Genomic DNA, 20,014 nt, shown 5'->3' on the forward strand with positions numbered 1-20,014 from the left:
CCCCACGACATCGAGGAACGACATGCCGGACTCTCCCCCCTGCCGTGACGACGCTCTCGCCTCACAGGACGCACTGACCCGAGCGCTGACCCGAGCCGGCCTGGCGGCCGGTATCCGCACAATGCGCCCGATGGCCGATACCGGGCTGGCCCACAGCCATGTGTGGCTCGAGCGCGACGGCGCCGACTGGGTGGCCCGCCTGCCCAAGCAGAGCCAGATGGGGCTGCCGGCCGAGGAAAACCTCGCCTACCAGGCCGCCTGCTTCGCCCGCGCCGGTCCGAGCGGCCACACGCCGGCGCTGCAGGGTGTGCTGCCGCCCTCGCTCGAGCTGCCCCGCGGCGGGCTGCTGGTCAGCGCGGTCCGCGGCCGACCGGCGCGCCTGCCCGAGGACCTGCCCGCCATCGCCGAGGCGCTGGCGGCCATCCACCGCCTGGCGCTGCCCGACGAGGCCGAGCGCGCCCCGCTCCTCTCGCCGGCCGCCCCCTGGCGCGCCATGCGCGAGGAGGTGGCCCGCCAGGCAGAGTGGCTAGCGCAGGCCGGCCTCTCACGGGAGGCGCGCACACAGATCGAGCAGGCGCTTGCGGCGCTGCCCGACCAGCTCCCGGCACGCCCCGGCGCGGCGCCCCGACTGATCAGCTTCGATGCCCACCCCGGCAACTTCCTGGTCACCGACACCGGGCGCGCGGTGCTGGTGGACCTGGAGAAGTGCCGCTACGGCCTGCCGGGCTTCGACCTGGCCCACGCCACCCTCTACACCTCCACCACCTGGGACCTGCACAGCCGCGCGGCGCTGACCCTCGAGGAGGTGGCCGCCTTCTACCGCCAGTGGCGAAGCACGGCCGGCCTGGCCACGGAGCCCGCCTCGCTGCTGGCCTGCCGCCGGGCCATGTGGCTCTGGTCGCTGACCTGGTGCGCCAAGTGGCGGGCACAGCACGGCCGGGCCCGCGATACCGCGGCCGCCGGCGAGGACTGGTCCGCCGAGCTCAGCGACGACGCCCTGGTGGCCCATGTGCGCGATCGGGTCGAGCACTACCTCTCCCCGGCGGTGATCGCCCGGGTGAAAGATGAACTGCTTGACCTGCACCTCGCCCTCGGCGATTGATTCCCCCTGATGCCCCCGACAAGGACTGCCAAATGCCGACCCGCCCTCATGCCCTGCTGCCCGCCCTGGCCCTGGCGCTGACCGCCCCCCTGCACGCCGACGCTCCCTCTGCCGACCTCGCCGACTGGGAGGCGGTGCTCGAGGAGGCCCGGGGCCAGACCGTCTACTGGAACGCCTGGGGCGGCGACGACCGCACCAACCGCTATATCGAATGGGTGGCGCGGCGGGTGGCCGAGGAGCATGACCTCAGGCTGGTGCACGTGAAGCTCGACGACACCAGCGCCGCGGTCTCGCGGGTGCTGGCCGAGAAGGCAGGCGGCAACCGGGAGGACGGCAGCATCGATCTCATCTGGATCAACGGCGAGAACTTCGCCGCCATGAAGGAGGCCGACCTGCTCTTCGGCCCCTTCGCCGAGCGGCTGCCGAACTTCGCCCTGACCCACCCCGAGTACAACCCCGAGGTGGTCACCGATTTCACCCTGCCCACCGAGGGGTACGAGTCGCCCTGGGGCAAGGCCCAGATCACCCTCTACTATGACGGTGAAGAGATCGGGGATGCTGGCCCGCCGCACAGCATCGAGGCGCTGCTGGCCTGGGCCGAGGCCAACCCCGGCCGCTTCAGCTACCCGCGCATCCCCGACTTCACCGGCAGCACCTTCCTCAAGCAGGCGCTGATCGCCCTGGTCGACGACCCCGCGCCGCTCTACGCCCCGGCGGAGGAGAGCGACTTCGCTGCGGTCACCGCGCCGCTCTGGGACTACCTGGACGCCCTGCACCCTCACCTGTGGCGCAGCGGCCGTCAGTTTCCCGCCACCGGGCCGGAGCTGCGCCGGCTGATGGGCGACGGCGAGCTGAGCCTGGCCTTCACCTTCTACCCCTCGGAGCCCGCCGCCGCGGTGGCCGATTTCGAGCTGCCCGAAAGCGTGCGCAGCTACGTGCTGGACGAGGGCACCCTGGGCAACGTGCACTTCGTGGCCATTCCCTTCAACTCGCCCCATCGGGCCGGCGCCATGGCGGTGGCCAACTTCCTGCTCTCCCCGGAGGCCCAGGCCCACAAGCAGGACCTGGCGGTGTGGGGCGATCGCACCGTGCTCGACGTCGCCCGCCTGCCGGAGGCGGACCGGGCGCGCTTCGCCATCGACGCCGAGAACCCCGCCATGCTGGCCGCCGAGGCCCTGGAGAAGACGCTCCCCGAGCCCCACCCGAGCTGGATGACGGCACTTCAGGAGGCCTGGCGCGAGCGCTATGTACGCCGCTGATCGCCGGCCGGTCGCGCCATGATCCTGCGTCTCGCGCCCGCCCTGATCGTCACCCTGCTGGTGGGGCCCATCCTGGCGGGGCTGATCATGGCCGCCCTGCCCGCCTTCGGCTATCTGCCGGCGCTGGGCGGCCACGCCTTCAGCCTGGCCCCCTGGCGAGAGCTCTTCACCCAGCCGGGCCTGGCACGCTCGGTGGCGGTCAGCCTGGCCAGCGGCCTGGTCACCACGGCCATATCGCTTGCGGTGGTACTGCTGTTCCTGGCCGCGGCCTCCGGCAGCCGGCTGGACCGCTGGATACGCCGTCTGATCTCGCCGCTGCTGGCGCTGCCCCACGCCGCGGCGGCCTTCGGGCTGGCCTTCTTGATCGCCCCCTCGGGGTTGCTCGTGCGGCTGGTGTCACCGGGGCTCACCGGCTGGGAGCGCCCGCCGGACCTGCTGATCGTCAACGACCCCTGGGGGCTTGCGCTGATGGCGGGGCTCGTCATCAAGGAGATCCCCTTCCTGCTGCTGATGAGCCTGGCCGCCCTGCACCAGCTCGACGTGGAGCGCCGCCTGGCCATGGCCCGCTCGCTGGGCTACCGCCCGGCCATCGCCTGGCTCAAGGTGGTGGCGCCCGGCCTCTACCCGCTGATCCGCCTGCCGGTCTATGCGGTCATCGCCTACGCCTCCTCGGTGGTGGACATGGCCATGATCCTCGGTCCCACCCTGCCGCCCACCCTGGCCGTCTCGATCCTCACCTGGTTCAACGACCCGGACCTCTCGCGACGCTTCATGGCCTCCGCCGGCGCCCTGCTGCAGCTTGGGGTCACCGCCGCGGCCCTGGCCTGCTGGTGGGGGCTCGAGTGCCTGGGGCGGCGCCTGGGGCGGGGCTGGCTGACGAGCGGCCAGCGGGCGCGCGGCGAGGCGTGGCTGCGCCTGGCTGGCAAGACGCTGATCCTGCTGGCGGCGGCGACCGCCCTGGCCGGCATCGCGGGCCTGGCGCTTCACTCCCTGGCCGGCGCCTGGCGCTTCCCCGATGCCCTGCCCCGGGCCTTCACCCTGCAGACCTGGCAGCGCGCTCTGCCCTCCCTGGCCGGCCCCGTGACCACGACGCTCGCCATCGCGGCCCTGGCGACCCTGCTGGCCACGCTGCTGACCCTGGCGGCGCTGGAGAACGAGCAGCGCCGCGGACGCCAGAAGGCCGATGACCGCCTCGCCTTTCTCGAGGGACCTGGCAGCGCGGCCCTCACCCTGCTCTACCTGCCGCTGATCGTGCCGCAGATCGCCTTCCTCTTCGGCCTGGTGGTGCTCCTGGAAAGCCTGGGCACCCGCCCTACTCTGTGGCTGGTGGTCTTCGGCCACCTGCTCTTCGTGCTGCCCTATGTGTTCCTGTCGCTGTCCGAGGCCTACCGGCGCTTCGACCCGCGCTGGACGCGGGTGGCGCTGTCCCTGGGCGCCACACCCGACGGCGCCTTCTGGCGGATGCGCCTGCCGATGCTGCTGGCGCCGCTGCTCACCGCCGTGGCGGTGGGCCTGGCGGTGAGCATCGGCCAGTACCTGCCCACCCTGCTGCTGGGGGCCGGGCGCGTCCCCAGCGTGACCACCGAGGCGGTGGCCCTGGCCGCCGGCGGCAACCGCCGCCTGATCGGTGTCTGGGCGCTGGTCCAGGCCAGCCTGCCGCTGCTGGGGTTCGTGGTTGCCGTGGGCCTGCCGCGGATGCTCTGGACCCATCGACGCGGAATGCGAGGCATGTCATGACGGCTCACCGCCACGACCACGAACTGGTACTGGATAACGTACGGATCGCCCTGCAGGGCACCACCCTGCTGGCCCTGGATGCCCACATCGCCCCCGGCGAGGTGCTCAGCGTGATGGGCCCATCGGGGTCGGGCAAGTCGACCCTGCTGGCCTTCGTGGCAGGCTTCCTGGCGCCGGGCTTCACGGCCTCGGGCCGGGTGCTGCTGAATGGCCGCGAGATCACCGGCCTGCCGGCGGAGCGGCGCGGCATCGGCCTGCTGTTCCAGGACCCGCTGCTCTTCCCGCACCTCTCGGTGGCCGGCAACCTGCGCTTCGGCCTGCCGCGAGCGGCGCGCGACCGCGCCGCCAGGGTCGAGGCCGCGCTGGACGCGGTGGGCCTGGCCGGCTACGGGGAGCGCGACCCGGCCACCCTCTCCGGCGGCCAGCAGTCGCGGGTGGCGCTGATGCGGCTGCTGCTCTGCGAACCGCGCGCGGTGCTGCTCGACGAGCCCTTCTCGACGCTCGACACGGCGCTGCGCCAGGAGATACGCGAACTGGTGTTCGGCCGCCTGCGGGAGGCGGGGCTGCCGAGCCTGCTGGTCACCCACGACCGCGAGGACGCCGAGGCGGCCGGCGGGCGGATCCTTACCCTCGCCTGACGCTCTCGCCCTCGGCCTTGGAGGGCTCGGGGTTGCGCCATGGCTGCAGCAGCATGCGGTCGAGCCTCAGCTCGCCGGGGTCGCGGAACTGCGCAAGGCCGATGGTCATGCCCAGATGCCCCTGCTCGGGCTGGGCCCGATAGGTGCCGAACAGGCGATCCCACCAGGGCAGGTTGAAGCCGAAGTTGCTGTCGGTCTCGTGACGCAGCCAGGAGTGGTGGACCCGATGCATGTCGGGGGTCACCACCACCAGGCGCAGCCAGCGGTCGAGCCGCTGCGGCAGGAGCACATTGCCGTGGTTGAACATCGAGGTAGCGTTGAGGACCACCTCGAAGAGCAGCACCGCCAGGGCGGGCGCCCCCAGCGCCACCACGGCGGCGACCTTGATCGCCATGGAGAGCAGGATCTCCACGGGATGGAAGCGCAGGCCCGAGGTGACGTCGAGCTCGAGGTCGGCGTGGTGCATGCGATGCAGGCGCCACAGCAGGGGCACCGCGTGGAAGAGGCGGTGCTGGAAGTAGATCAGGGCATCGAGGGCCACCACGCAGAGCGTCACCGCCAGCCACAGCGGCACCTCGAGCCAGTGCATGAGCCCCCACCCCTGCTGCTCCGCCGTCAGCGCCACCCCCACCGCCGCCAGCGGGAACACCAGGCGCACCGCCAGGGTGTCGATCACCACGATCAGCAGGTTGCCGGGCCAGCGCTGGCGCCGGCTGATCCGCTGCGGGCGCCTGGCCGCTACCAGCTCCCAGCCCGCCATCAGCAGCAACACGCCGGCGAAGGCCGCGAAGCGGATCCCGGGTTCGTTGAGCATCAGGAAGTCGTGCATGGCCTCATCCTTTCTCGCGCCTCTCGCCACCGCGCCGCCAGGCGAAGTAGCGCGCCAGCCAGCCCAGCAGCCGTTCGGGCTTGTGGGCATTCTTCCACACCCCGGCGGTCGCCTTCACCGCCTCGCTGCGGGTGGGGTAGGGATGAATGGTGGACAGCAGGCGGTTGAGTCCGATCCCCCGGGTCATCGCCAGGGTGAAGGTAGCGAGCATCTCGCCGGCCCCCTCGCCGACGACGGTGGCCCCGAGGATGCGATCGCGCCCGGGGGTCGTGAGCACCTTGACGAAGCCCCGGCTGTCACCCTCGGCCAGGGCGCGGTCGAGCTCCGCCAGGTCGTAGCGCGTGACCTCGTAAGCCACGCCCCGCTCGTGGGCCTCGCGCTCGTTGAGCCCGACCCGTGCCACCTCCGGGGTGGTGAAGGTCACCGCCGGCAGCGCTCGGTAGCTGACCCGAAAGCGCCGGACCTCGCCGAACAGGGCGTTGACCGTGGCGTGCCAGGCCTGGTGGGCCCCGGCGTGGGTGAGCTGATAGGGCCCCGCCACGTCGCCGCAGGCCCAGACGTTGGGCAGCATGCTGCGTAACGTCTCGTCCACGTCCAGGGTGCCGTTGGCGCGGGTCTCGACGCCCAGCGCCTCGAGGCCCATGCCGCTGACGTCGGCCTCACGCCCCACGGCCACCAGCAGATGGGTAAAGGGCAGGCGTTCACGCTGCCCCTCCCCGTTCGCCACCTCGAGTGCCGGGCCCGTCGCATCGGTCACCACCTCCAGCGCCCGCTGGCCCAGCAGGACCCTGACGCCATCCTCGCCCATGGCGCTCAGCAGCGCCTCGGCGACCTCGGCATCTTCCCGGGGCAGCAGCTGGCCCGCCGACTCCACCAGGGTGACCCGGCTGCCCAGCAGGGCGAAGCTCTGGCCCAGCTCGCAGCCGATCGGCCCGCCGCCCAGCACCACCAGCCGCTCGGGCAACGCCTCGAGCCGCCACAGCGTGTCCGAGGTCAGCACCTCGATGGCGTCGATGCCCGGCAGCTCGGGCACCCGGGGCCGTGCGCCGCTGGCGATGATCACATGGCGGGTGGTCAGGGTGCGCGGCCCTTCCGGCGTCGCCACGCTCACCTCCCAGGGGCTCGCCAGCCTCGCCTCCCCCTTTAGCACCTCCACCCCCAGGCCGGTGTAGCGCTCGACGCTGTCGTGGGGGGCGATGGCCTCGATGGCGCCGTGCACATGGCCCATCACGGCGGCGAAGTCCACGCAGGGCTCGCCGACCTGGACGCCATACCGGCCCGCCCGTCGCACCTCCCGGGCCGAGCGCGCGGCGCGGATCAGCGCCTTGGAGGGAACGCAGCCGGTGTTGAGGCAGTCGCCCCCCATCTTCTCGCGCTCCACCAGGGTCACCCGGGCGCCCACGGCCGCGGCGATGTAGCTCGCCACCAGCCCCGCGGCGCCGGCACCGATCACCACGATATCGCGGTCGAAGCGTGCCGGCCTGGCGTAGCGCCTGGCCAGGGCCCGGCGCTTGACCAGGGCCACCAGCCACTTCGCCAGCCAGGGGAAGAGCCCGATCAGCGCAAAGGAGACCAGCAGCGAGGGCGAGAGGATATCGCCCAGGGCCTGCAGCTCCCCGAGCTCGCGGCCGGCGTTCACGAACACCGCCGTGCCCGGCAGCATGCCCACCTGGCTGACCCAGTAGAAGGTGGTCAGCCGCATCCGCGTCAGGCCCATCACCAGGTTAATCACGAAGAAGGGGAAGAGCGGAATCAGGCGCAGCGTGAAGAGGTAGAGCGCCCCCTCCCGGCGAATGCCGGCATTGACGCGCTCGAGCACCCCGGCGTAGCGGCGCTCCAGGGGGCCGCGCAGCAGGGTGCGCGCGATCAGCGCCGCCAGGGTGGCCCCCAGGGCGCTGGCGAAGGAGACGATCATAAGCCCCCCACCCAGCCCGAACAGGGCGCCGCTCAGCACCGTCATCAGGGTCGCGCCCGGCAGGGAGAGCGCGGCCATCGCCACATAGAGCAGGAAGAAGCCGCCGATCACGGTGACCGGCTCCCGCGCCAGCCAGGCCTGGAAGCGGGCCTGCTCGGCCTGCAGGACCTCGAGGGCCAGATAGTCGCCGGCTCCGGAGAGGAAGAAGGCCGCCACGGCGGCAGCCACCAGCAGCAACAGCAACAGGCGTCGTGATCTCATCTGGACTCCTCGGTCATCCGAAAGGGTATGCTAGCCCCTTGGGTCGCCGCGGTCCCGGCTTCCTTGCAGCAAGCCGTGGCCGGCGGGTCGTCCGAACTGCTGCCCGAGAGAGTGCCCGATGCCCGCCCCCACGCTCAGCCTCATCATCCCGGTGCTCGACGAGGCCACCACCATCGAGGCCACCCTCGCCTCGCTTGAGCCGCTGCGCGCCCGCGGCGTGGAAGTGATCGTGGTGGACGGCGGCAGTCGCGATCGGACCGCCGCCCTGGCCGCTCCGCTCTGCAGCCGGGTGGTCGAGGCCCCCCGCGGCCGCGCCCGGCAGATGAACGCCGGCGCGGCCGCGGCCGGCGGCGAGGCGCTGCTCTTCCTGCACGCCGATACCCGCCTGCCCGAAAGCGCCGATCGGCTGATTGCGGCGGCGCTGGCCGGCGGCCACCGCTGGGGGCGCTTCGCTATCCGCCTCGAGGGGCGTCACCCCCTGCTGCCGGTCATCGCCACCGCCATGAGCCTGCGCTCGCGGCTGACCGGCATCGCCACCGGCGACCAGGCGCTGTTCATGACCCGGGAGGCCTTCGAAACCGTCGGTGGTTTCCCCGACCAGCCGCTGATGGAGGACATCGAGATGTCGCGCCGCCTGAAGCGCCTCTCGCCCCCCGCCTGCCAACGCGAGAAGGTGACGAGCAGCGGGCGCCGCTGGGAGCAGAACGGCGCCTGGGCGACGATCCTGCTGATGTGGCGGCTGCGCTTTCGCTACTGGCGCGGCGAATCGCCGGAAAAGCTGGCAAAGGAGTATCGCCATGTGCGCTGAGCGGCGACCCGGTGACGTGGGGCTGGCGATACTCGCCAAGGCGCCGATCCCGGGGCGCGCCAAGACCCGCCTGATCCCGGCGCTGGGCCCCGAGGGGGCCGCCCGGCTCCACGCGCGGCTGCTGCGCCATACCCTGGCGACGGCCCTGGCCGCCACCCCGGCGCACCGCATCACCCTGTGGACGGCGCTGGATCACGCCCATCCGCTGTTTCTCGAGCTGGCCGAGCGCCATGGCATCGCCCTGCGCCCCCAGCCCGATGGCGACCTGGGGGAGCGAATGCATCACGCCCTGCGGGAGGCCGGCGGCCCGGCCGTGGTCATCGGCAGCGACTGTCCGGTGCTCACCCCCGACCTGCTGCGCCGCTGTGCCCGCACACTGGAAAGCCACGACGTCGTCTGCCTGCCCGCCGAGGATGGCGGCTACGCGCTGCTCGGCGCGCGTCATCCCGACCCGCACCTCTTCTACGGCATCGCCTGGGGCACCGAGCGCGTGATGGCCGAGACCCGCAAGCGCATCGCGGCGCTGGGCTGGCGGCTGGCCTGCCCCGCCAGCGTCTGGGACGTCGACCGTCCGGAGGACCTGGCCCGGCTCTCGGCCACCTACCCCACGCTGGTGGCAGCGCCATGACCAGCCCTCCACACCGCATGGAGCGGCTGACGGCGGTCAGGCCTAGGCTGCTCTCCTTCGCACGACTGCACCTGAGAGACAACGCCCTAGCCGAGGATGCGGTGCAGGAGGCGATAATGGCCGCCATCGAGAAGGATGCCAGCTTCGCCGGACGCTCGGGCTACGAGACCTGGGTCTTCGGCATCCTCAAGTACAAGATCCTCGATACGATGCGTCACCAGAAGCGTCAGGGGCGCCTGCAGCCCCTGGATGACGAAAGCGACGACGATGCCATCGACCGGCAGTTCGCCCTGCTGCACCGGGTGGGCGCAGGTTTGGAGAGCCGGCTGGCCAACGCCAGCGGCGATGACGCCTCCCGCCAGGCTGGACCGGGCCGTTCGGAGTAGGCCTCAGCCAAGCCGCTCGGCCAGGGCGTCGAGGTCGGCGACGGTCATGTCCGGCTCGACGCCCCAGGGATCGAAGGGCGCCTCCGGGCTGCGCCGCACCCAGGCGGCATGCAGGCCGGCGTAGCGGGCGCCGATCACATCGAAGGGGTTGCTTGAGATCAGCCAGGTATCATCCCCCGCCGCCACCTCGAGCCGCTGGCGCAGGTGTGCGTAGACCGCCGGATCCGGCTTGAAGCGCCTGACCTCGTCGACGCTGACCACCTCATCGAAGTGCCGACTCAGGCCGGCCTGCTCGAGCAGCCCCTCCACCGCCTCCCGGGTGCCGTTGGAGAAGGCCACGCAGCGCACCCCCGCCCGGGTCAGGCGCTCAAGGGCGCTGGCCGCCTCGGCAAAGGCCGGCAGTCGGGCGTAGACGGCCATCAGGTGCTCCTTGTCGACGTCGGCCAGGCGGGTCTGCAGGGCGCGGTCGGTAAACTCCAGCGCCTCCCGGGTGCACTGACCGAAAGGCACATAGGCCCCCATCAGGCCGCGGCGGAAGCTGTACTCCAGCTGCTTGTCGCGCCAGCGGCGCGAGAACTCGGCCGCGAGCTCCCCCCTGCCCGTGGCGCCGAGGCGCTCCTCCAGTTCGGTGATCACCCCATGGGTGTCGATCAGGGTACCGTAGACATCGAAGGCCAGTACCGTTGCCATCGTCGCGCTCCTCGCTTGGATATCGAACACTGAGCATGGGGCTCATGACCCCGAGGCTCAAGCCCCGCAGGACCTGCCCCCGAACACCTCTCCCATGAACATGAAAGCGCCGCGGGGTCTCCCCCGCGGCGCTCTTCCTGTCAGCGTCCGTGATTGGCAGCTGCCGCTTGCTGTCAGGCGCGGACGGCCTGGACGGCGCCCTCGCGCACCAGCTCGTCGGTGACCTTGTCCACCGCGCGGCGGGCGCGGGTGACGATCTCGTCAACCTCGTCGCGGGTGGTGACCAGCGGCGGCGCGAAGCCCAGGATATCGCCCTGGGGCATGGCGCGGGCGATCAGGTTCTCCTCCAGGGCCGCGGCGGCGATGCGCGGGCCCACCTTGAGGGCCGGGTCGAAGTGCTTGCGCTGCTCGGGGTCCACGGAGAATTCCAGCGCGGCCAGCATGCCCACGCCGCGCACGTTGCCGACGATCGGGTGGTCGCCGAAGGCGGTGGCCATGGCCTGCTGCAGGTAGGCGCCGGTATCACGGGCGTTCCCGGTCAGGTCCTCGCGCTCGATGATCGCCAGGTTGGCCAGGGCGGCGGCACAACCCAGGGCGTGGCCGGAGTAGGTCCAGCCGTGGCCGATGGGGCCGTACTGGCCGGTGCCCTGCTCGAGGACCTGCCAGACGCGGTCGCCGACGATGACGCCGGAGAGCGGCTGGTAGGCGCTGGTCAGGCCCTTGGCGACGGTGATCAGGTCGGGCTTGATGCCGTAGAAGTGGCTGCCGAAGTCGGCGCCGATGCGCCCGAAGCCGCACACCACCTCGTCGGCGATCAGCAGCACGTCGTACTTGGCCAGCACCGCCTGGATCGCTTCCCAGTAGCCCTCGGGCGGCGGCACGATGCCGCCGGTGCCGAGCACCGGCTCGCCGATGAAGGCGGCCACGGTCTCGGGGCCCTCGGCCAGGATCATCGCCTCGAGCTTCTGCGCGCAGTAGGCGGAGAATTCCCGCTCGGTCATGCCCTGCTGCTCGGCGGCGCGGTGGTAGTAGTAGGGTGCCTCGGTGTGCAGGATGCCCTCGAAGGGCAGATCGAACTGGTCGTGGAACGCCTTGAGGCCGGTCAGCGAGCCGGTGGCCAGGCCCGAGCCGTGGTAGCCGCGCATGCGCGAGATCACCTTCTTCTTCAGCGGGCGACCCAGCACGTTGTTGTAGTAGCGCACGATCTTGAGCTGGGTCTCGTTGGCGTCCGAGCCGCCGAGGCCATAGTAGACCTTGGACATGCCGGGGCCGGCGAGCGCGATGATCTTCTCGGAGAGGGCGATCTGGGGCTCGTTGGAGTGGCCCACGTAGGTGTGGTAGTAGGAGAGCTCCAGGGCCTGCTGGTAGATCGCCTCGGCCACCTCGGTGCGGCCGTAGCCGATGTTGACGCAGTAGAGGCCGGCGAAGGCATCGATGAACTCGCGGCCATCCTTGTCGCGGATATGGATGCCCTTGCCGCCGGTGATCACGCGGCCCGGCGCATCGCCGTGGGCGAAATCACGCAGGTGGGTGGAGGCGTGGAAGGTCACCTTGCGGTCGCGATCGATCAGGTCCTGGTGCTGCTGGCTCATGGCGTCTCTCTTCTCATGTCAGGCTCCCCGGCGTCCCGCCGGGGAGGATGGTCATCAAATTAATCTAAAGGCTCAGCTTCCGGAGACCGACCCCAAGGCACCGAGGCAGTAGTACTTGGTCTCGAGATACTCGTCGATGCCGGTGCTGCCGCCCTCGCGGCCGAGGCCGGACTGCTTGACCCCGCCGAAGGGCACGGGGGGGCCGGTCATCTTCACCGAGTTGACCGACACCATGCCGAACTCCAGGGCCCGCAGGAACTTCCAGATACGGCGGATATCGTGGGTATAGACGTAGGCGGCGAGACCGTACTGGGTGTCGTTGGCCAGGGCAATGGCCTCGTCATCATCGGCATAGGCCATGACGCCGGCAATGGGAGCGAAGCTCTCCTCCTGCCACAGGCGCATGTCGCGGGTCAGCCCGGTCAGCAGCACCGGCATGAAGAAGTTCTCGCCGGGCGCGGCGCTCTGGTCACCGGCCACCAGGGTGGCCCCCTTGGAAAGGGCATCGTCGACGATGCCGGCGGCCTTCTCCACCGCCTGGCGGTGGATCAGCGGCCCCAGGTCGACCTCGCTCTCCAGGCCGTTGCCCACGGTGAGCGCGGCCATGCGCTCGGCGAAGTGCGCGACGAAGTCGTCATGGATCGACTCGTGGACCAGGATGCGATCCGCGGCCAGGCAGTCCTGCCCCGAGGTCTGGAACTTGGCGGCCACGGCGGCGAAGGCGGCCTCCTTCGGGTCCATGTCCGGGCCGACGATGAAGGGGGCGTCACCCCCCAGCTCCAGGGAGACCCGCTTGACGGTGTTGGCACTCTGCTCCAGCAGCAGGCGGCCGACCCGGGTGGAACCGGTGAAGGAGAGCGCCCTGACGCGCGGCTCGGCGCAGAGCAGCTGCGACACCTCGGCGGGCTCGCCCAGCACCACGTTGAAGATGCCCGCGGGAATGCCGGCGCGCTCGGCCAGCTCCGCCAGGGCCAGCGCCGAGAAGGGCGTCTCGCCGGCCGGCTTGACGATCACCGGGCAGCCGGCGGCGAGCGCCGCGGCGGCCTTGCGGGTGATCATCGCCAGCGGGAAGTTCCAGGGCGTGATCAGGGCGGCGATACCCACCGGCTCCTTGAGCGTGCCCAGGGCGGCGTTGGGGATATGGCTGGGAATGGTCTCGCCGAAGGTGCGCTTGCCCTCCTCGGCGAACCAGCGCACGAAGCTGGCGCCATACTCCACCTCGCCACGGGCGTCCGGCAGCGGCTTGCCCTGCTCCATGGTCATGATGGTGGCCAGGTCCTCGCGGTTGGCGAGGAGCAGGTCGTACCAGGCGAGCAGGCGCTCGCAGCGCTCGTCGGCGCGCAGCGCCCGCCAGTGCACGAAGGCGGCCTCGGCGGCGTCCACCGCGGCGCGGATCTGATGCGCCTCGAGCCAGGGAATGTACCCCAGGGCCTCGCCGGTGGCCGGGTCGAAGACGGCCTCCTCGCGGCCGCCCTCGCCGTGGGTCCACTGACCGTTGACGTAGGCGTGCTGACGAAACAGACGCGGATCGTCGAGCATGGTGGACAGCGTCCTGGACAGCTTCATATTCATGCGGCACCTCCCCTGACGCGCCGGCCGAGTTGGCATTGGAGGCCGGCGTCGATGAAACGATCGAGCCGCCGGAAGAAACTCCTCGGGGCGGCTCGGTAGGATCATGGTAAGGGAGATGGGCGGCGGGGACTTTTCGTTGGGCGGCGGGGAAGATGTGCTTTTTTTTGTCCGCCGCCGCCCGACAGGAGGATTTTCTGCGCGACCGGTCAGCCAGCCTCGGGGTTGGCCAGCGCCGCCTCGGTGAACACCAAAAGGCCGAGCTCCGGGCGATAGCCATGGATCTCGGTGACGTCCAGGGCCTGCAGGAAGTGGAGGATCTCCTCGCTGACCACCTGACCCGGCACCAGCACCGGGAAGCCCGGCGGATAGGGGATCACGAAGCTCGCCGAGACCGCGTCGCGGCCAGCGCGCATCTCGGCCTGCAGCTCGCCGTTGTCGAAGCGCAGGTATTCGGTGTTCTCCTCGTCATAGGCCAGGAAATAGGCGCGGCGGATATCGCCCTGGGGCGTCTCGCCGCACTGGCGGAAGGCGTCATGGAAGCGGCTGAAGTCGGGCAGCGGCGGCAGCTCCTCGGTCAGCGAGCGCACCCGGTTCTCGATGATCCGACGCTCCGGGCGGCTGCTCTCCTCCCAGCGGGCCTCGAACTCCTTGGCCAGCTTGATCAGCACGTCGAGCAGGTAGGCGATGGAGCCCCGGGTGGTGCCGATATTGGTCATGAACAGCACGGTGTTGCGAGAGGTCTTGTTGATCTGGATGCCGTACTTGTTCATCAGGTACTCGTTCTTGAAGGTATCGCCGTCGATGCCGGTGGCGCCGATGGCGATGGTGATGCGGCTGGGGTCGACCACGAACTCGTCGTTGGCCCAGGCCTCCTCCATCTTGTTCCAGCCGGTCACCGGGTCGTAGAAGGTGTCGACCCCGGACTGCCGGTACTCCAGCGGCACCATGTCCTTGTTGACCAGCACCCGGAAGTACTTCTGCAGCAGCGGATGGGTATAAAGCTGCTCGCGCAGCGAGAGCGCCGCCTCCACCTGGGCGTGCACCAGCTCGAAGCCCTCCATCTCGGCCTGCATCCGGCCCACGTCCAGAGAGGCGATGATCTGGTAGTTGGGCGAGGTCGAGGTGTGGGTCATGTAGGCCTCGTGGAACGGCGCCTCGACCTTCTGGCGATAGTCCTGGTCCCAGACGTGGATCATCGAGCCCTGACGCAGCGAGGTCAGGGTCTTGTGGGTGGAGTGGGTGGCATAGGTGCGGATACGCACGAGGTCGGGGTCGGGCAGCAGCCGCCGCTCCAGCCAGGTGGCATCGTCGTCCGGGTCGAACGCCTCGAACTCGGCCTTCCAGGCCGCGTACTCCTCGCGGTAGGCCTCGCTGCGGTAGCGGTCGCGCAGGGTGCGGGCGGCATGCATGGCAGTGCGCGGCCGGTAGGTGGGGTTGAAGCCGGCGAAGGCGAACCACGCCTCGTCCCAGAGGAAGACCAGGTCCGGCTTGATCGCCAGGCACTCCTCCATCACCCGGCGCACGTTGTAGACCACGCCGTCGAAGGTGCAGTTGGTCAGCAGCAGCATCTTGACCCGGTGGAGCTCGCCGGCGCGCTTGTAGGCCAGCAGGGTCTTCTTGATCTCCTTGAGCGGCACGGCGCCGTACATGGAGTAGTCGTTGAGCGGATAGGAGTCCAGGTAGCTGACGTGGGCCCCGGCCAGCACCATCCCGTAGTGGTGCGACTTGTGGCAGTCGCGGTCGATCAGCACGATGTCCCGCGGCTTGACCAGCGCCTGCACCACGATCTTGTTGGCGGTGGAGGTGCCGTTGGTGACGAAGAAGCTCTGCCGGGCGCCAAAGGCGCGGGCGGCGTACTCCTGGGCCTTCTTGATGGGGCCGTAGGGCTGCAGCAGGGAGTCGAGCCCGCCGGAGGTGGCCGAGGTCTCGGCGAGGAAGATGTTGATGCCGTAGAAGTCGATCATGTGCCCCGCCCAGTGCGAGCGGGTCACCGATTTGCCCCGCGAGATGGGCATGGCGTGGAAGACCCCGGTGGGCTTCCGGCTGTACTCGCGCAGGGCATCGAAGAAGGGGGTGCGGTAGCGGTTGTCGATGGCGCGCAGGATGGTGTGGTGCTGCTCGATGTAGTCCGTCTCGCGATAGAAGATGCGGTTGAAGTGGCGGATGTCGCGGCTCGCCGTGGCCTCCACGTCGCCGCTGGTAACCAGGAACTGGTCGATCTCCGGGCGCAGCTCATGGATCATGCCGCTGAGCAGGATGCTGCGCTCCGCCTCGGACTGGTGCTCCAGGGCCTGCTCGGAGAGCCCCTCGAGGTAGTTGCGCAGCGCGCTCAGGTTGTACTTCGACTTGTAGGGAAACTCGTAGCGGATCAGGCAGGCCTGGATGTTGGGGTTGACCAGCACCGCGATCAGCGCGTCCTCGAAGCTGCGCACCGTCACCACGTCGTAGACGAAGCGATCCTCGGGGCGGCGCATGTTGCGGAACGCCTCGCGCACCACCTCCTCCTCCTGGGACGAGAGGTTGTCGACGATCAGCAGCTCGAAGTAGGGCTGGGCCGCGCTGTTGGAGGCCGGATGCCCGCGGCGCAGCTGGGCCAGGGCATCCAGGGTCTCCAGGTCCTCGGCGTCGGCGTCGGTCTCCGAGAGATCCACGTGGCGGCGCCGGTAGGACTCGCTGATCAGCGCCCGCACCAGGCGCTTGACCACCTTCTCCAGCAGCAGGTACTCCTCGCGATCGAACAGCGACCAGAGGTGGCGAAAATCCTCCTTGGAGGGGAAGGCGTGGTAGTCCTCGATGATCTCGAGGCGGGTCAGCTTGACGTCGATCGCCTTGACCAGGTTGCGCACCTGCGCCTCGTCGGCCAGCCGATTGAGCTGGCCGAGGTCGCGCTTGAGCGCGTTCCAGGTATCGGCACGCAGCTGAGAGATCTTGTGGTAGAAGCCCAGCGCGGTGTAGGGCGTTTCTGTTTGGCTGCTCTCTTGCATGGCGACACCCTTCTCTGGTGATTGTCGTTGTCGATATCGATCAGCTGCCGAACCTCTCCCTCACGCCGTAGCGCACGGTGATCGCCTCCTCGGGGAAGTGATCGAAGCCGAGGTCCAGGTCGAGGCCGGGCCAGCGATAGCGCACCCGTCCCTCCCCGGGGCGGTAGAAGGCCGAATAGATGGTGCCCAGCCCGCGGCGATAGTCGTGGCGGAACAGCGGCGGCGCCGAGAAGGCCGCCTCCAGGCGCGCCTCGCTGGTGGCCTCGTCATCCACCAGGATGGAGAGCTGCCGCTCGCGGATCAGCGTCTCCGAGGCCAGCGCATGGGCGTACCACTCGATGCGCTTCTGGTGGTTGGTGGCCACCGGCACCCGGCGGATGCTGGCCCGGCGGTCGGGGCCGATCATCGCCGTGACATAGCGCCCGGCGGCGTCGGCCACGGTGATGTTGTAGGCCATGTGGGTGGGCACCCGTGCCAGCACCTCGGCGGCCTCGGGCACGCTGTCGCAGAACTCCAGCAGGTAGCGCAGGATCACCGGCGCCCCGAACCCCTCGCCCACCGCCTTGCGCCCGCCGAAGGCCAGCGACACGGCGAGCCCGCGGTCGTTCATGCCGTCGAGCACGCCCCACAGGCAGTCGCTCATGGCGATCACGCCGCGACCGTTCCAGCGGGTATAGAGGATCGACCCCTCGCAGAGCTCCGGCGGGTAGTCGTAGTTGCGGGCCAGCAGGGTGGCGCCGGGGCGGGCCAGCACCGCCTGGGAGCAGCCGGTGATGTAGGGCGGCGGCTGGTAGAGGCTCAGGAAGCGCGAGGCCAGGTCGCCGCCGCCGGCCAGGTCGCACAGCGTGCGGTAGGTATCGAGCAGCTCCGGCATGTGGCGGCGCAGGGCGTTGAGGCAGGCCAGGTACCCCGGTCGCTCGCGCTCGCCCTCCGCCAGGTACCAGGCCTCGTAGGCGGACCAGTGCGCATCGAAGAGCGAGCGCCACTTGGGGCCCGGCGCCGCCTCGTGCAGGGTGCGAAAGACCAGCGTCTTGTCGTCCATCGTTGCGGACGCCGACCCTCGCGGGCCGGCCCCCTCCCCCTTCACAGGATCTTGAAGTTGCCGCCGCCCACGGAGTGGCTGACGGCGACCTGCTCCACCACGGGATCCTGCAGCGACTGGCCGGCGTACTGGCCGCGGATGCCGTCGATCCAGGCCTTCGCCCGCTCGTTGAGCTGGAAGTCGTCGTCCATCAGCCGGCCGCGGGTGATCAGGATGCCGAGGTCCGCCCCCTCGTAGCGGAAGTCGCCGGCGCCGCTGATGCGCAGGAAGAAGCCCTCCTGCTCGTTCTCGGCGGCATGGGGGTGATAGCTGTAGTGGTCGTAGGCGATGCTGCCGTCCCCGGCCATCTTCCACACCCCGGTGCGCGGCGCAGCGGTCAGCAGGTCGACGCTCTCGTCGGTGTGCTTGATCACCAGCTGGCTCCAGCTGTCGACGCTGTCCGGGTGGGACCAGCGCTCGTTGATCTCGTTGATGTCGAGGTCGAACTCGACGTCGGAGAACTCCAGCAGGTGGAAGAGGAACAGCGGGATGTCGGAGTGGGCGAAGGCCGCCACGTTGGTCAGCGAGCTGGCCCCGGTGACCCGTGGGTTGAGCTCGCCCAGATAGACCTCGCCGCTGTCCATGTCGATCAGGAAGTCGAGCTCGAAGTAGCCGCGGTAGCCCTCCTCGCGCAGCGCCTCGCCGAACTTGAAGGTGTACTCCCGCGCCTTGTCGCGAATCTCCTGGGTGAAGGCGCCGGCGAACATCTCGTTGCCGCACCAGCCCCCCTTGTAGGGGGTCAGGGTCTTGAAGCCGACGAGCTCGGTCATCAGCGGCCCCACCACGGTGCCGCAGCGGGTGGCACAGGCCTCGATGGCCGAGCCGCGGCAGTTGATCCGCTTCATGATCTTGACCTCGGCCTCGGCCTCGATCTCCTCGGCGTGCTTGTAGTAGTCGTCCTCGCTGGCGATGAAGAAGGTGGTGTGGCCGGAATCGCCGAAGGCGGTCTGCACCACCAGGTCGGAGCCGAGCTCCCGGCTCACCTCGCAGAGCTCCTGATAGCTGCCCACCCGGGCCAGCACGTTGGGCACGCTGGGCACGCCGGCCTTGTTGCCGATGCGCACCGTCTCGATCTTGTTGTCCATGCGGCTTCGCAGCGCCGCCGGCGGGAAGGCGACCTTGAGCCCCAGCTGCTGGCACACCTCCTCGGTGTGCTCGTCGAACATCAGGAAGGCAGCGGTGCCGGCATGCTCACCGTCGGCCCTCGACTGGATGAAGTCGATCACCTCCTTGTGCTCCAGCAGGTAGTTGTTGATGTCCTCGATGCTCTCGAAGTCGCGGGGAAACTTCTCCTTCGGCACGAAGACGTTGCGCTGCTGGCCGTCGAAGCAGTCGATGTAGTTGATATGGCGGAAGTTGCCCACCCAGTCGCCGATGCCGAGCAGGTTGAAGTTGGTGGCCGAGATGAAGTAGATCGGCTCCTTGTTGTTGCGAAAGTGGCGGCGGACATCGGCAATGCTGGTGATCTTGTTCATTGTTGTCGCTCCAACGATGGCGGATGAGGGGGCGTCAGCCGCTCTCGCGGCGGGCGAGGGGGAGTCCCGGCGGCCGAGCAGTCGGCACAGGGCGCGCTTGAGGGACTCCAGCATGATGGTCTCCTTGCGGGACAGGGGGCAGCGGATCAGTACTCCTCGACGTCGGCGCGCAGCGGCTTCTGCAGCGGGCCCAGGGTATCGAGGAAGGGGGAGGAGCCGGTCTCGCTGCGGTAGAGCGTGAAGTCGACGCGGCGGTCCCGGAAGCTCTTGAGGGGCTGGCCGAGGCCGCGCAGGCCGGTCTCGCGCTCGCGGCGCACCCGGTTGAGGTCCACCTCGATGGGCATCACCTCCTCGCCGGTGCCGGCCTGGTGGATGACGTCGCCGGAGGGGCCCACCACGATGGAGCGCCCGTTGCCGATGGCGCCGGCGCCGTTGATGTCGAAGAAGTAGCACTGGTTGACCGCGGCGTTGGTGCGCGCGATGGAGAGCTCGATGTCACGATCGATGGTATCGGTCATGGTCGGGTGCAGGATCACCTCGGCGCCCATGGCGGCCAGGGTCCGGGTGGTCTCGGGGAACCACATGTCGTAGCAGATCGAGACCCCGAAGCGCGCCACATGGGGCACGTCGAAGACCACGAACTCGCTGCCGCTCTCCACCCCCGCCTCATAGGGCAGGAAGGGGAACATCTTGCGGTAGCGGGCCACGACCTGGCCGTGGGGGTTGATCACCGAGAGGGTGTTGAAGATCCCGTGCTCAGTCTTCTCGAACATGGAGCCCGGGATCAGCCAGATGCGGTGCTGCTCGGCCAGCTGGCAGAAGAACTGCTCGGCATGGCTGGGCATCGGCTGGGCGTGGTGGGGCGAGGCCCCCATGGGCATCAGCTCGCTGAACAGGACCATCTGGACCTGGGGGAAGCGGCTCATCAGCACGTCGACCCGGTGGCGCATGGCTTCGGTGTTGTCGCCGTGATGCAGGGCATGCATCTGCACACCGGCAATCGTGAAGTAGGACATGGCAGTCTCTCTGCGTCAGGCGATCTCGTCTCTTCCGGGGC

Annotated in this window: 16 protein-coding genes; 7 read left to right on the plus strand and 9 right to left on the minus strand. The window is 69.8% G+C overall.

Annotated elements, in window-relative coordinates:
* Positions 1-22: 22 nt before the first annotated feature.
* The 4 genes from D1793_RS08910 to D1793_RS08925 are packed head-to-tail and all read left to right on the plus strand — an operon-like array spanning position 23 to position 4,736.
* Complete coding sequence (locus tag D1793_RS08910) at positions 23-1,102, plus strand: phosphotransferase (protein WP_119021852.1); 1,080 nt, start codon at positions 23-25, stop codon at positions 1,100-1,102.
* 32 nt (positions 1,103-1,134) lie between these two features.
* On the plus strand, positions 1,135-2,361 hold the full coding sequence (locus D1793_RS08915) for an ABC transporter substrate-binding protein (RefSeq protein WP_119021853.1): 1,227 nt from the start codon (positions 1,135-1,137) through the stop codon (positions 2,359-2,361).
* Between the two features lie 18 nt (positions 2,362-2,379).
* The gene (locus D1793_RS08920) at positions 2,380-4,098 is read left to right on the plus strand and encodes an ABC transporter permease subunit (RefSeq protein WP_205527648.1); all 1,719 of its coding nucleotides are present in this window, start codon (positions 2,380-2,382) and stop codon (positions 4,096-4,098) included.
* On the plus strand, positions 4,095-4,736 hold the full coding sequence (locus D1793_RS08925; RefSeq protein WP_119021854.1) for an ATP-binding cassette domain-containing protein: 642 nt from the start codon (positions 4,095-4,097) through the stop codon (positions 4,734-4,736). Before D1793_RS08920 ends, D1793_RS08925 begins: the two co-directional genes overlap by 4 nt.
* Here the strand turns inward: D1793_RS08925 and D1793_RS08930 are convergent.
* Positions 4,723-5,565 (minus strand): sterol desaturase family protein, encoded by an 843-nt coding sequence (locus D1793_RS08930; RefSeq protein WP_119021855.1) that lies wholly within the window; start codon positions 5,563-5,565, stop codon positions 4,723-4,725. The two genes, D1793_RS08925 and D1793_RS08930, sit on opposite strands and share 14 nt — an antisense overlap.
* A 4-nt stretch (positions 5,566-5,569) precedes the next feature.
* Positions 5,570-7,741, minus strand: coding sequence for a bifunctional TVP38/TMEM64 family protein/FAD-dependent oxidoreductase (locus tag D1793_RS08935; protein ID WP_119021856.1), 2,172 nt, complete (start codon positions 7,739-7,741; stop codon positions 5,570-5,572).
* A gap of 118 nt (positions 7,742-7,859) precedes the next feature.
* On the opposite strand from D1793_RS08935, the gene D1793_RS08940 reads away from it, so the two are divergent.
* From D1793_RS08940 to D1793_RS08950, 3 genes are read left to right on the plus strand one after another with little or no spacing between them, the layout of a single operon-like run.
* Positions 7,860-8,549, plus strand: coding sequence for a TIGR04283 family arsenosugar biosynthesis glycosyltransferase (locus tag D1793_RS08940; protein ID WP_119021857.1), 690 nt, complete (start codon positions 7,860-7,862; stop codon positions 8,547-8,549).
* Positions 8,539-9,177 (plus strand): TIGR04282 family arsenosugar biosynthesis glycosyltransferase, encoded by a 639-nt coding sequence (locus tag D1793_RS08945; RefSeq protein ID WP_119021858.1) that lies wholly within the window; start codon positions 8,539-8,541, stop codon positions 9,175-9,177. Before D1793_RS08940 ends, D1793_RS08945 begins: the two co-directional genes overlap by 11 nt.
* Positions 9,174-9,563, plus strand: a complete 390-nt coding sequence (locus D1793_RS08950; protein WP_162899940.1) for a sigma factor — start codon at positions 9,174-9,176, stop codon at positions 9,561-9,563. Before D1793_RS08945 ends, D1793_RS08950 begins: the two co-directional genes overlap by 4 nt.
* A gap of 3 nt (positions 9,564-9,566) precedes the next feature.
* On the opposite strand, the gene D1793_RS08955 is transcribed toward D1793_RS08950, so the two are convergent.
* The 7 genes from D1793_RS08955 to D1793_RS08985 form a co-directional block, all read right to left on the minus strand.
* Positions 9,567-10,253 (minus strand): haloacid dehalogenase type II, encoded by a 687-nt coding sequence (locus tag D1793_RS08955; protein ID WP_119021860.1) that lies wholly within the window; start codon positions 10,251-10,253, stop codon positions 9,567-9,569.
* Between the two features lie 173 nt (positions 10,254-10,426).
* The gene (locus tag D1793_RS08960) at positions 10,427-11,845 is read right to left on the minus strand and encodes an aminotransferase (RefSeq protein ID WP_119021861.1); all 1,419 of its coding nucleotides are present in this window, start codon (positions 11,843-11,845) and stop codon (positions 10,427-10,429) included.
* 72 nt (positions 11,846-11,917) lie between these two features.
* Positions 11,918-13,417 (minus strand): NAD-dependent succinate-semialdehyde dehydrogenase, encoded by a 1,500-nt coding sequence (locus tag D1793_RS08965; protein ID WP_205527649.1) that lies wholly within the window; start codon positions 13,415-13,417, stop codon positions 11,918-11,920.
* A gap of 206 nt (positions 13,418-13,623) precedes the next feature.
* The gene (locus tag D1793_RS08970; RefSeq protein WP_119021862.1) at positions 13,624-16,401 is read right to left on the minus strand and encodes an aminotransferase class I/II-fold pyridoxal phosphate-dependent enzyme; all 2,778 of its coding nucleotides are present in this window, start codon (positions 16,399-16,401) and stop codon (positions 13,624-13,626) included.
* A 40-nt stretch (positions 16,402-16,441) separates the two neighbouring features.
* Positions 16,442-17,443, minus strand: coding sequence for a C45 family peptidase (locus D1793_RS08975; RefSeq protein WP_119021863.1), 1,002 nt, complete (start codon positions 17,441-17,443; stop codon positions 16,442-16,444).
* A 41-nt stretch (positions 17,444-17,484) separates the two neighbouring features.
* Positions 17,485-18,957 (minus strand): biotin carboxylase, encoded by a 1,473-nt coding sequence (locus D1793_RS08980; protein ID WP_119021864.1) that lies wholly within the window; start codon positions 18,955-18,957, stop codon positions 17,485-17,487.
* A 146-nt stretch (positions 18,958-19,103) separates the two neighbouring features.
* On the minus strand, positions 19,104-19,973 hold the full coding sequence (locus tag D1793_RS08985) for a carbon-nitrogen hydrolase family protein (protein ID WP_119021865.1): 870 nt from the start codon (positions 19,971-19,973) through the stop codon (positions 19,104-19,106).
* Positions 19,974-20,014: the final 41 nt, after the last annotated feature.

It is taken from the genome of Halomonas sp. JS92-SW72, from assembly GCF_003547075.1.
GTDB classification, from domain to species: domain Bacteria; phylum Pseudomonadota; class Gammaproteobacteria; order Pseudomonadales; family Halomonadaceae; genus Halomonas; species Halomonas alkalicola.